This window comes from Bacteroides graminisolvens DSM 19988 = JCM 15093 (assembly GCF_000428125.1).
GTDB classification, from domain to species: Bacteria; Bacteroidota; Bacteroidia; order Bacteroidales; family Bacteroidaceae; genus Bacteroides; species Bacteroides graminisolvens.
The window spans coordinates 1-13267 of record NZ_ATZI01000024.1 but is presented as its reverse complement, the minus strand read 5'-3'; the positions used below and the strand labels follow the sequence as shown (position 1 = coordinate 13267).

Below are 13267 nucleotides of genomic sequence, written 5' to 3'. Positions count from 1 at the left end.
CTAGAAAAGCATCGATATATAATAATCTCTTCACAGAGCGTTTTAATTTCTTTGGGCGAATATATCTTCTATTTTTGAAACGACAGCTTTTTGCTGTAGTTCCCATTGGCTGGTATGTTTGTTTATTTTATAGCAATACTGGGTAACTAAATTCGTATCGTTATTGGTTACATAAACATACTTCTGAGAAGGAAGAAATCCTTTTTTTGAACTAATCCATTCGCCGTATTCTACAACAGTCTCATCCGTATGGCGGCTGATGTTCATTTTTGATTCTTCAACCCATTTGACTTTAGCCGGGTTCCATTTATAAGTTACCTTTTCGGCCAATTCTCCATTTAGATCATACTTATACTTATTCATTTTAACGGGAAGCATGCTATAGGATGCTTTGTTGAGAGCATAAATTTCGCGGACTACAACTTTTCCTTCCTTTAAAGAATCATTGTATATAAAACTTCTTTCACCTCCTTTGTTGGAGTTTGCGGCTGATGCCATTCCACATGCTGCTAACAATAGAGTAACTGATACAATTACTTTGCTGATAAATAATGTTGTTTTCATACTTGAAATATTTAATTGGTTTTTAATTCTACCTTTTGTTTATTAGACGTAACTCGATTCCATGAAGTTGCATCACTCTGAATATTTTCCAGTGAATTATTCAGTATCAGTATGAAGAAAATAGTCGTGCCGTTTGTTTAGTCTGTTGATAATCAGTTATTTACATGAATAACAGGGTGTTCATTTGAGAACACCCTGTACTTATTTTATAGTCGTCATGTTATAGTAAGTCAATTAATAAAGGAATGTCATTTTCATGAATGCCATTCTTTAGAAGTAATTCTTTATCTTGGTAGAAAAGTTCTATGAATCGTTCTTTTGACTTTATAGTTGAATAAGCTTTATTATATTGCGATAAAGCTTGATCTATTTTTTTAGTACACAGGTATGCATGTCCTGCATTTAGATAATCCTTGTAATTAGGCTCCATGGTAAGGACTTTCTCGTAGTAAATGACTGCTTGCTCCAATTTATCGTTGGCCAAAGAACACCAAGCTATTGCCCGCCATGATTTAATGGAAGCCGACCCCATGAAATCTAACTTAAAAAAGTAGTTAATAGCTTCATCATATTTTTTAAGTTCGGCTAAACAGACACCAATGTAATACGTAACATTTGGATTTTCAGTTAATACAGATTCTACTTTTTTATAATAACTAAGAGCATTGGAGTAATTTTTCGTTATTCTATAACAGGTAGCCAGATGACGCATTGTCCACACATTGTCAGAGTGAATCATGTCTGCTTTTAGGTACGCCTCTATTGCTTTATCGTATTCTTTTTGTTTTTGGAAGCAAAAGCCTAATTTCTCAAAAAGATCAGCTTTCCCTTTTGTTAACCCGATAATTTCAGAATATACTTCCGCTGCCTTATCAAAATGCTCTTTGCTAAAATAATAATTGGCTAAAGGCAGAAGGTATTCTTCTTTATATAATACATCACGAAGAGTATGATAACGATGAATGTTGATTCTTCCATCAAATATTGTTGGAAACTCCTTACGTGACTGATGCAACTTGAAGAATCGGTAGAGACTGTGCAAATACTGCCTGCATATAATGTTAGGTTGAGTGTCTCCTTTTTTGGCACTCAGAATTTGCATATCATCTGTGAAATCATTGAGTTGCTGTTCGGTCAGTTGTGAGAGCATTTGCTGCCTTTGAGACTCAGGAACATGTTGAAGTGTGAAGCAAAGAGAGTACTTATCACTGTCACAAAAAATGGTACTGTCAAGTATGAGATTGACAATGTTTTTGGGATCTGTGCCTTCTCGTAAAACATTGACAACCATGGAATGTTGTTTATCAAAAGGATAAAACCAGTTGCTCAATACTTCAAAGAAGGGATATCTTTTGAGTTGTGAGAAAGAACTCATATAGACATCTGCTCCTTCTTGTTGCAATTCACCAACTTCGCGCATCATATCCTCAAAATCCGATTGTTTTTTATTATTGTTCCAATCGGGGTTTTTATCTTCGTTATCATCGTCTGTTTCATCCAGAGGCAGATCTAAGTTTTGCGTGGCATTTTTAATCATCTCTGGAATAATTTCTTCACGCATTTTTTTATCGATCTTCTCGGTCTCTTGGCAAAACAACCATTGAATATGCATTCGATTTAATTCTTTCCCAAACTCAGGCATTTCATTCAGAATGTTGACTTGAGCTCTGATTTCGGGATACAGATGCATCCGTTCTTCGTATAAGTGGATGTTGAATGCTATTCCTACCAACGCACGTTGATTGACATTTGTTGAAGTATGGAGGTAGGCATCAAGTAACCATTTCATTTTTAAGGAATCAAAGCAAACGAGTAAGCTCATTGTCACAGCACTGACCATAAGGCATAAATCATTCCCTGCCACATTCGATGTCTTAAGGAATGCATCGGCTGCTAGTTTATCTGTTTTGTCCCAATGAGTATTGAGATAGATATAAGTGAACATTTCAGTCAAGATATCCTCGTGTCTTTTGCGAATCTGATCACTCTCAAATGAGTTGTCTTTGATGTCTAGGTTTGAGTCAATACACCATGTTTCAAGCTCAGTTTTTATTATCTCAAGATTTTTGTTGTTATGACTATTTGAGTAGGAAGCTTTTAATCTATAATAAGAGTTGTACTTATAGTTAGCCAGTTGGCTAATTTTCATCTGGTCGTTGATCTCCAATGTCTCAGCCAATAATTTCATATATAAGCTATGACGTTCGGGATCTTCAACTCCCTTTTGCATGTATTGTAGCATGCTTGTATATGAAAACCTTATTTCATCCAGTTTATATTGTAATTCAGCTTGAGCTATTGTTTCCACTAACGGAGCCAAGAGTGAAATAGCTTCGTTTAATCGTTGGTCCAATATCAGCTTTTTTATGGCTGTATGTTGTAACTCAATATATTCAGCACTTAGAAAATTGTTGTCCATCTTACGTATTGTTTATTTTCTGATCCATGTCAGATATTTCCATAATCCCTCAAAAGGGCCATGCTTATGTCGCTTTAACCACCAGGAGCAAAAGCTCATTTGTAGAAGTACAAAAAGAATGCCAAAAAGAAAACTTAATGTATGATTCATGTGAGGACTAAGGAAAAAGCCCCAATGATAGAAGAAAAGCGATCCGATAATAGATTGTCCGATATAATTTGTCAGACTCATCTTCCCATAACTGCTAAAACGCATTAAGAAACTGCGATTTTTTACTTTGTAAAAGGTAAGTAACCCTCCCGTCACCAAAACTAACATGAAACTCAAATTGCTAAGTGAATACAGAATCAGATTGAGTGGCTCATAATAGCCTGGTCGGTTAATGAATTCAGGGAGTAAGTTCTTTAATCCGTAGAGAGGGAAAAATAGGATTAGTGCAAATCCTAATGTTTTTAACCAAATGAGTTCATGTTTTGGTGTATGGATAAAGAGTTGACGTCTGCCTATTAGCATGCCAAACAGAAAGAGGGCAGCAGTTTGCATGATCCGGCCATGTTCAAAAGCCCAAGTGAAGTTTGCCAGCTGTCCTTCCCATAAATTCATACGCAATGTTTCAAGAAAAGTTCCATTTTTCTGTATATCGTACGCTACACCGAAATAGTAATTGGATAGGCTTTCGCCAGGCGTATAGGAAGTATCAATCAGAGCATAAATTAACTTCCCCCAGTCGAGTGGCTGCAATATAAGCAGCGTAGCAATAATCGTTATTGTTTTATCATTGAGCTTGCAACAAACAGGTAATATGATTCCAATTATAGAATACATCACTAATATTTCTCCTGTGAAAAATGAAGCGTTAAACTGTCCGATTATAAATAATAGGACCAATCTCCATAAGAAACGTAGACGAAAATCTTTTCCTTTTTGATTTTGATTGTTGTTTTGAATATAAAAACTGAAGCCGAATAGCAAAGCAAAAACGGCATAAGCTTTGCCGCTGAATGTGAAAAACAAACCATCCCAAATAATGCGATCAGTAAATTTCATCCATTCAAATGGCGGACTCTCAGGAAAGTAATAAAAGTTATAATGCTCAATGCTGTGTAATAGAATAATGCCCATCACGGCCAGCCCTCTGAGTACATCAGCTACATCTATTCGGGTATTATTCTGAATTGAAGGTGTCTCCATGTTATCAATTTATTGGTGGTTTAGAAACGCACTTGAATCTGCGTTTGAATTCTGTTGTAGTTTTCACCTTTTTTATTGTCACAATAGGTATATTGCGCTTGCAGGCGGCATTTGGGATAGAACCAATATTGTATGCCCGCAACGTAGTTTTGCTGTTTGTAGTCCATATCCTTATTTTTATTTAGGTAATCATAAGAAAGAATGATGTCGAAGTTCTTGCATGCATGATAGTTTGTTGTTGCATAAAAACCTTCGCTTTTCACATCACCATCCTTACCTGCCAGATACTCTGCACGCAAATTAAGCGGTTTCGTTTTTAAAACACTCCCCAATGACCAACGGTTACGGGTGTAGCTTTGATCTTTCTTAATGTCAGGATTAATGTCTGACGTTTCAACAGCACAACCTTTTCCCTTAATAAAGGAGCCGGTTACTGATATAATTTTAGCCGGATTGAAAGTGATATATCCTACAAGGTCTTTGTTATCGTTTTTATCTTTGATGTTTATACCTTGTCCGTTCATTACTGCCAAATTGTAACTTAATTTTTTTTGGAACAGATCTCCAAAAATCATAAATCCCATATCACGACCGGTGGATGATCCATATAACTTATCGCTATTATCAACTCCGGCTAAATAGTTGGTTGCTTGAGAACCGCAATTAATTAATTCTATTTCACTGGGAGACATTTGATTCTCCATAGCATACATTGTTTTGAATTGTCCTAATCGGGCTGTTAATCCGGGCAAAAATTGATAGTCGGTATATACTTCCAGCAAGTTACCTCCACTATTAAAGTTGTACATAAAGTAGCATGACCATTCTTTGGTTATTTGTCCGTGTGCCATGAAGATGATGCGTTTAACGTCAAAAGTATTGGTGGACTCCTTTAGATCATCATATGTGTAACCCGCCTGAGCATAGCCTGATAAGGTAATTCGCTCCTTGAGGGTGTTGATTACTTTATCTGTTGTAATTTGTGCATGAGAAATAAACAGTGTAAAAACAGAGGCTATTGCCAGTAGTATTCGTTTCATAAAAAAGTTATTTGTTATTTTTCAATATTTACTTGTTCAGATTGAATATATGATGAATCGATAACGTTTGCGTATTGAAAGGATTTATGAATGATGTTTTTTTCTATCAACCATGAGGCACATTTTTCTAAATCATCCATTGAAGGTAATGATGCATGTGTATATTGCGGTAATGCAATGATGCCGGCTAAAGCCTCTGGTATACCAATTTCTTCTATTAATATTTCTTTTAAAGAGTCAGTTGGATGGTTTTGTATGTAATCTACTCCAAGGTTATAGCCTTTGATTAGTAATTCTATCTCCTTCTTCTTTTCTTTAAGAGCTTTTGCCGAGAAAACAGTTCCGGTTACCGATATATTTAATTCGCTGGTACTGGTCAGTGATTTATGTCCATTACTCATGGCTATAGTAGCATACGGGTCAGGAAAAAGTGAGGCGTCAATTTGTCCATTTTCAAGCATTAATAGTCTCAAAGGAATATTATCAATTTCCGGTCTGTTGACTTGTTGCGGTAGAATTCCTGCTGTTTTAATTATAAAGTCTGTTGTGTAATCAACGACTGTGTTTCCAGATACAGCAATGTTTTTGTTTTTAAGTTCTTTGACCGAAGTGATGTTACTGCCGTTCCTAACAATCATGCATAGATAACTTTCATTGCTCATGATAATTTTCAAAGGAATCCCCGAAGACTTAAGTTGAAATGCGCTAAGAAAGTCGGTTATGGTTCCATCGATTTGTGCCGATTGAAATGCGTGGTCTCTATCTGTTGAGGAATAATATTTAATCAGGTTAACAGTCAATCCTAATGTATCATAGATACCTGCCTTTTGAGCAACAATAAATGGTAGATAGTCAACAGAAGGCATTACTCCCAAAGTGATGACTTTCATTGGTGTGTGAGAAATATTTTCTTTCTTTCGGGTAGGAGTACAAGCCGTGAATAATACCAGAATCGTACCTATGTATAGGATGTGTCGCATAGTAACAAAGATAAAGTTCCGATTATAATAGGAAAGGCAATTTTCCTAGAAGTGTAGGAAAATTGCCTGAAATATGCAAAAAGAAATTATTCTTTGATTGCTGCGATACCGGGGAGAACCTTACCTTCAATTGCTTCTAGTAAAGCACCACCACCAGTTGACACGTAAGACACGCCATCAGCTAATCCGAATTTATTCACACAAGCTACTGAATCACCACCACCAACTAAAGAGAAGGCTCCATTCTTTGTAGCTTCAACAATGGCTTCTCCAACAGAGCGTGAACCATGAGAGAAATTATCAAATTCAAACACACCTGTCGGTCCGTTCCATAGGATCGTTTTAGATGCTTTAATAACTTGTGCATAAAGTTCTTCTGTCTTGGGGCCAATATCAAGACCACTCCATCCATCAGGAATCTGGTCAGCATCAACAAACTGAGTGTTTGCATCATTAGAGAAAGAATCTGCAACCTTAGCGTCAACTGCAATAACTAACTCTACGTTGTTCTTTTTAGCTTTTTCAATTAACTCTAAAGCCAAATCTAATTTGTCGTCTTCACAAAGTGAAGAACCAATCTTTCCACCAAGTGCTTTAGTGAAAGTAAAAGTCATACCGCCAGTAATGATTAGATTGTCAACCTTAGAAAGTAAATTTTCAATGATTTCAATTTTTGAAGAAACCTTAGAACCTCCCATGATTGCTGTGAACGGACGTTTGATGTCATTTAATACTTTATCAACCGCTTTCACTTCTTTTTCCATCAAATAACCAAACATTTTGTTGTTTACATCAAAATATTTAGCAATTAATGCAGTGGAAGCATGTGCGCGGTGAGCAGTACCGAAAGCGTCATTTACATAACAGTCTGCATACGAAGCTAATTTTTTGGTGAATTCTTTCTGACTTTCTTTCACCGCTTTCTTAGCAGCAGCTTTTTCTTCGTCAGTAGCATCTTCTGCTAAACCACGAGGTTTGCCTTCCTCTTCTGCATAAAAGCGGAGGTTTTCAAGCAACAAAGCTTCACCTGGTTTTAAGGCTGCCGCTTTAGCTACTGCTTCTTCACCCATGCAATCGTTGGCAAACTGAACTTCTACGCCCAATACTTTAGAAACGTGATTAACAATATGCTTTAACGAGTATTTGTCTGTTACGCCTTTGGGACGGCCCAAATGAGAACCTATAATCAGACTGCCGCCATCTGCAATAATCTTTTTTAGAGTTGGGAGAGCAGCGCGAATACGATTGTCATCTGTAATGTTGAAGTTTTCGTCCAATGGAACATTGAAATCTACTCTGACAAATGCCTTTTTACCGGCAAAGTTGAATTGGTCAATTGTTTGCATAATACTCTATTTTATTTAAAAGTGTTATATTATTTTCTGTAGACTGCAAAGTTACTATATATTTCTATTTTTTGCTATGAATTTATCATTTATTCTTTATGTGTCTACGAGTCTTTTTCAAGTTTATGAGAGTCTGAATAATATTTGCAGAAAGGCCTTAATCCACATTGATCACACTTTGGAGTTCTTGCCTGACAAACATACCTCCCGTGCAAAATGAGCCAATGATGTGCGATAGGAATAAGGCCCTTTGGAATGTATTTTGTCAACTCTAGTTCTGTTACCAATGGATTTTTAGAGTTAGTAGTTAGTCCGATACGGTTTGAAACCCTAAACACATGGGTATCAACGGCCATAGCTGCTTTGTTGTATACAACAGATTGAATGACATTGGCTGTTTTTCTGCCTACACCAGGCAATTTAATAAGTTTTTCTAGTGTATCGGGTACTTCGCTATTAAAATCATTCACTAACATGCGAGCCATTCCGACTAAGTGCTTTGCCTTATTATTGGGGTATGATATGCTCCGAATATATTCAAAAATAACTTCAGGCGTACTTGCTGCAAGTGCTTCGGGAGTAGGGAAGTCTTGAAATAATCGGGGGGTAATCATATTAACCCGTTTGTCTGTACATTGCGCAGATAAAATAACTGCAATCAGTAGCTCGAAGGGGCTGTTGTAATGTAGTTCCGTTTCGGCAATCGGCATGTTCTTTTGGAACCAATCTATTACATTCTCAAATCGTTCTTTTTTTCTCATACTTACTTAAATACTTAGGTGTATATTAAACGTTATCTCATCTTATTTCGTTCAAAGTGAGGGGTTACTTTGAGCTTAAAAAACAATGCCGAGATAACAGTGAGCAGGGCACCGAAAAAATAAGCAGTATCAAAAGATGTGATTTGAGCAATATATCCGCCCGACATAAGACCAATACCTATGCCTACGTCCCAAGAAGTCAGATAGGTGGAAGTAGCTGTACCTCGTTTGCTGTTTGGAGCTAGGCTAACAAATAAAGAATTGAAGGCCGGAAACATGGTTCCAAATCCAACTCCTAGCAACAGAGCTATCACGAAGAATAAGACCGTTGTAAATTCAGGGTTCCATTTCATCAATGTCCCACATAAACTAAGTGAGAAAAAACAAAAACAGACTAAATACAGACCTAATATGATGATTTGTGTGATGCGCCCTTTGTCGACTTGTTTTCCTGAAAAAAGACGTGAGACGGCCATGCCAAAGGCCATGAATGTAAAGAACAATCCGGAGCTTAATGTGATACCTATTTTTTCAGCATACATGGCCACGTAGGTTGTTGTCATGCCATAAGGAATGGACAATAATAAAAGAGAAATGCCTGCAGGAATACCTTTCAGTAAAATAAATCGATCAAATGATATCGGCTCACTTTCAACCGGCTGTTTGGCAGGAGTTCGTACCAAACAAGCCATAATGAATCCCAATACGCCTGAAGTCAAAGAGCAAATAAAAATAGTGTTGAATGAACAAGCTTCATGCATGAATAATCCTACCATAGGTCCTATACTCATAGCTGTATTGTTCATTAAACCGTAGTATCCTACTGCTTCACCCCTGCGCGAAGAGGGTGTAATGTCAATAACGATCGTGTTACCAGCTACGGTTACCATACCAAAAGCCAGTCCATGAACAATTCTTAGCATTATAAATAAACTCAGAATTCCAGCTAAAAGATAGCCTGCGAAAATGCCTGTAAAAATAAAATAGGCGATGAGATAAAGTGGCTTTCTTGACAACGTGTCAAGTAGGTATCCCGAAAAAGGGCGGATACAGAGTGCTGCAATTGTATAGCAGGACAGAATGATACCAACAGTGGCATTATTTGCATTAAACACCTCAGTCAGGTAGAAAGGTAAAACAGGCAGAATGAGGTAGAAAGCAAAAAATAATAAGAAGTTTGCAGCAAGTATCCGACAATAGTCAATTGTAACAAGCCTATCTTTAGTCATAATGAACCGTTTTACGTAAAGATGCAGAGCGTTTACCCTGCATCTTTCATTTTAATATTGAGAAATCTGTTATGTCAGAATGCAGTTCTTAATAGGCTGCCTCAAATTCTTTTAGGAAGCGCATATCGTTTTCTGAAAACATACGCAAATCTTTTACTTGATATTTCAAGTTGGTGATACGTTCTATACCCATACCCAATGCATATCCGCTATATATCTTGCTATCAATGCCGTTGGCTTCGAGTACATTAGGGTCAACCATGCCACATCCTAAAATTTCTACCCAACCGGTATGTTTGCAGAATGGGCATCCTTTACCTCCACAAATGTTACAGCTGATATCCATTTCTGCACTGGGTTCTGTGAATGGGAAATACGAAGGACGCAAACGAATTTTAGTTTCCGCACCAAACATTTCTTTTGCAAATAATAGTAGAACTTGCTTTAAATCAGTAAATGAAACATTTTTATCAATATATAACGCTTCTACTTGATGGAAGAAACAGTGTGCACGGTAGCTGATTGCTTCGTTGCGATATACGCGTCCCGGACATATAATGCGGATAGGAGGCTGCGAAACTTCCATCACTCTACTTTGTACGGACGAGGTATGTGTCCGCAACACTACATCGGGATGTGCCTCAATAAAAAAGGTATCTTGCATGTCACGAGCCGGATGGTCTTCTGCGAAATTCAAAGCGGAAAAGACATGCCAATCGTCTTCTATCTCAGGACCTTCAGCTATGCTAAAGCCTAATCGGCCAAATATGTCAATAATCTCATTTTTTACAATTGACAGTGGATGACGTGTGCCTAATTTGACAGGATAGGCAGAACGAGTAAGATCAATCTCAGCTGAGCCATTGTCTTGAGCTTCGAATTGTTCTTTTAGCGCAGTTATTTTTTCCTGTGCCAATGTTTTCAGTTCATTCAGTTTTATGCCTACTTCCTTTTTCTGCTCGGCAGCCACATTGCGAAAGTCTGCCATCAAATCATTAATGGCGCCCTTTTTACTAAGGTATTTTATACGAAGGGCTTCCAACTCTTCTGCGTTTGAAGCTTTCAGAGTCTCGACCTCCTCGAGAAGTTGTTTAATTTTGGCTATCATATCTTTATTAATTTAATACGCTGCTGGACATTTGTAAAAGAGATGCAAATATACAAGTTTATCTTTGAATAATTTAATTTATGGCTAATTTTGCCTTAAAATGAATCGCAATGAACAAAAAAATACTTCAACTGGCTTTGCCATCTATCATATCTAACATAACGGTGCCATTGCTGGGACTTATTGATGTTGCCATTGTAGGGCATTTGGGAGCTACCGCCTATATAGGAGCTGTCGCCGTAGGGGGGATGCTGTTTAATATTCTTTATTGGAGTTTCGGCTTTTTGCGGATGGGGACCAGCGGTCTCACATCGCAAGCTTATGGAGCCGGGTTACTCGACGAATCAGTACGTACACTGATTCGATCATTGATTGTTGGTATTGGTATTGGAGTTCTTTTTATTGCTTTTCAGCTAATAATAGAAAATATAGCTTTTTATTTTATTGAAACATCAGATAGGGTGAGAGAACTTGCCGTTATTTATTTTCGCATCTGTATCTGGGGAGCGCCTGCGTTGTTGGCTCTTTACGGATTTACAGGTTGGTTTATAGGTATGCAAAATTCACGTATTCCAATGTTTATTGCGATAGCCCAGAATATCATAAATATAGTTGTTAGTCTGTGTTTGGTATTTCTGTTTGATATGAAAGTTGAGGGTGTGGCAATTGGAACCTTAGTTGCCCAATATGGTGGTCTTGTAATGGCTGTATGGTTATATCGTAGATATTATAAGAAGCTTGGCTTCAAGCAACATTGGCCGAACGCTTTGTGTCGAGTAGCTATGAAACGTTTTTTTAGTGTGAATAGTGATATCTTTTTGCGTACGCTCTGTCTTGTTAGTGTTTCGGTGTTCTTTACTTCAACAGGAGCTGGTGAAGGAGAGGTAATCTTAGCTGTAAATACACTTCTTATGCAGTTTTTTACGCTTTTTTCGTATGTCATGGATGGTTTTGCATACGCCGGAGAGGCTCTAACTGGCCGTTATGTTGGTGCCAATGACTTTTTAATGCTGCGCCGTTTGATTCGTTTACTTTTTCGATGGGGATTTGGATTGTCTCTCTTATTTACATTGCTATATGCCTTTAATGGTAATGCCTTTATTGCATTGCTTACTGATGACGAGGTTGTAGTAGCTGTATCTCAAGAATATTATTACTGGGCATTGGCAATTCCATTAGCCGGTTTTTCCGCTTTTATCTGGGATGGAATCTTTATTGGAGCAACGGCTACACGTTATATGCTATTCTCAATGTTGATCGCATCGGTTAGTTTTTTCATTATGTTCTATTTTCTGCATAATCAGTGGGCAAACCATGCTCTATGGGCTTCGTTTATTGTATATCTTATATTAAGAGGAGTGATGCAAAGTTTTTTTGGAAAAAGTATATTCCGGGTCACGATAACCCGGAATATTGATTAAACTGTATCTTTATTGTTCTTGTTTTGCTATTGCTTGCTTTTGTGAAATACTGTAGGCCGCGAAATATCCGATGCCACCTCCTTTAATATTAGTACTGATGTTGCTTAACGGTCCTCCGAAAAAAGGACTTTCTCCATCTTTTTCTTCTTGACATTGCAATAAGAAGTTATAAAAACCTTTGCCAATATTTGATAGTTGTAGTTTCACTACATCTCCATCAGCGATGAAGGTCATCGTGTTATAATCGTCTGCATCTTTGTATTCATCTCTTTCTGTATCGTCAAAGAAATAACCGATTGAAGAGCCGTTAATGTATTGATTGTCATAACTTAAATCATCAAAAATAACATATTTGCTTATACGGTCATATACCGAATCATTGACAATGTATTTGCACATGTAATAGTTTGTACCAGCAGGTTCTTTGGCATAGATATTAAAAGAATAATAATGGTATTTAGCTATTTTCTCATACGAAATATCTATTGAATCGAGTTTAACAGGCAGTTCCATTTTAGCGTCGGCTTCGTAGGTTTCATTAATGCCATCATTATTGAAGTCTACCATCACTTTTAAATGATAATTTTCTCCCGGAATACCTGTCATTTGAGTGGTCGTTTTATATGTTCCGGGCGTGTTGTGTACCTCTTCTAAATTGTATAAGTCTCCTTTATCGGAAGTTATTGTAATTGTTGCGCCTGATACTTTAGCATTTTTATTGCCATCAAAATATCCTGTTGAAGAACTTAGTTGCACCTGCTGATAAGTCAGCTCATCTGTAATGGTGCTATAAATAACAATCACAGGATCTGTGTCATCGGTATCTAATTTTATACTTTCTGTGCAACTGCTTAGTCCCAGCAAAATAGCAGTCAGTGTTATAGTCAGTATGTAATATTTATATAATAATTCAAGTTTCGCAAGTTAATGAGATATGTTGACATGATGGCATAAAAAAGGCATAGGAGTTTCTGTATGTTGCAGAAAATGAGTAAATTTAAAGTGCAAACTAAAATTAATACTCGCCCCTATGCTTATGCACAAAGTTACAACATTCCTCTCAGAGATCAGCATCTTTTTCCGGGAAAATGATTCCCATAAAGCCATGTATACCATTATGGATGTGATTAAAGGGTTAAAAATGACAGAGCTATCCCTCTTTGGGACAAAGAGCAAATGCAACCATGTATATACATTGCTGCAAGTGT

The 13267-nt window shown here is 37.1% G+C and carries 11 protein-coding genes and 1 pseudogene; 2 read left to right on the top strand and 10 right to left on the bottom strand.

The features are described 5' to 3' along the window. Positions 1 to 42: 42 nt before the first annotated feature. The 9 genes from C511_RS0112020 to pheS all read right to left on the bottom strand — a co-directional run bounded on the left by C511_RS0112020 (position 43) and on the right by pheS (position 10638). Positions 43 to 564, bottom strand: a complete 522-nt coding sequence (locus C511_RS0112020) for a DUF3836 domain-containing protein (protein WP_024997524.1) — start codon at positions 562 to 564, stop codon at positions 43 to 45. A gap of 220 nt (positions 565 to 784) precedes the next feature. Continuing rightward, on the bottom strand, positions 785 to 2983 hold the full coding sequence (locus C511_RS0112015; protein ID WP_024997523.1) for a tetratricopeptide repeat protein: 2199 nt from the start codon (positions 2981 to 2983) through the stop codon (positions 785 to 787). Positions 2984 to 2995: 12 nt separating this feature from the next. Continuing rightward, positions 2996 to 4174: a DUF418 domain-containing protein gene (locus tag C511_RS0112010; protein WP_027318197.1), complete on the bottom strand. Its 1179-nt coding sequence runs from the start codon at positions 4172 to 4174 to the stop codon at positions 2996 to 2998. Between the two features lie 20 nt (positions 4175 to 4194). Next, entirely contained in the window at positions 4195 to 5214 is a 1020-nt protein-coding gene (locus C511_RS0112005) for a porin (RefSeq protein WP_027318196.1), read from the bottom strand. 14 nt (positions 5215 to 5228) lie between these two features. After that, positions 5229 to 6194 carry an ABC transporter substrate-binding protein gene (locus tag C511_RS0112000; protein WP_024997522.1) on the bottom strand — a complete coding sequence of 322 codons (966 nt, stop codon included), beginning with the start codon at positions 6192 to 6194 and terminating at the stop codon, positions 5229 to 5231. 86 nt (positions 6195 to 6280) lie between these two features. After that, on the bottom strand, positions 6281 to 7540 hold the full coding sequence (locus C511_RS0111995) for a phosphoglycerate kinase (RefSeq protein ID WP_024997521.1): 1260 nt from the start codon (positions 7538 to 7540) through the stop codon (positions 6281 to 6283). Positions 7541 to 7644: 104 nt separating this feature from the next. Continuing rightward, complete coding sequence (gene nth, locus C511_RS0111990; protein WP_027318195.1) at positions 7645 to 8301, bottom strand: endonuclease III; 657 nt, start codon at positions 8299 to 8301, stop codon at positions 7645 to 7647. Positions 8302 to 8333: 32 nt separating this feature from the next. Further along, the gene (locus tag C511_RS0111985; RefSeq protein WP_027318194.1) at positions 8334 to 9530 is read right to left on the bottom strand and encodes an MFS transporter; all 1197 of its coding nucleotides are present in this window, start codon (positions 9528 to 9530) and stop codon (positions 8334 to 8336) included. 88 nt (positions 9531 to 9618) lie between these two features. Then, a complete protein-coding gene (pheS, locus tag C511_RS0111980) occupies positions 9619 to 10638 on the bottom strand; it encodes a phenylalanine--tRNA ligase subunit alpha (RefSeq protein WP_024997520.1) in 1020 nt (339 codons plus the stop codon). A gap of 110 nt (positions 10639 to 10748) precedes the next feature. On the opposite strand from pheS, the gene C511_RS0111975 reads away from it, so the two are divergent. Further along, positions 10749 to 12059: an MATE family efflux transporter gene (locus C511_RS0111975; protein WP_027318193.1), complete on the top strand. Its 1311-nt coding sequence runs from the start codon at positions 10749 to 10751 to the stop codon at positions 12057 to 12059. A gap of 9 nt (positions 12060 to 12068) precedes the next feature. Here C511_RS0111975 and C511_RS0111970 read toward each other — a convergent pair whose 3' ends face one another. Next, positions 12069 to 12923, bottom strand: coding sequence for a DUF4249 domain-containing protein (locus C511_RS0111970; RefSeq protein WP_027318192.1), 855 nt, complete (start codon positions 12921 to 12923; stop codon positions 12069 to 12071). Positions 12924 to 13089: 166 nt separating this feature from the next. On the opposite strand from C511_RS0111970, the pseudogene C511_RS17955 reads away from it, so the two are divergent. After that, positions 13090 to 13267, top strand: a pseudogene (locus tag C511_RS17955) (IS4-like element ISUnCu6 family transposase); the annotation flags it as partial.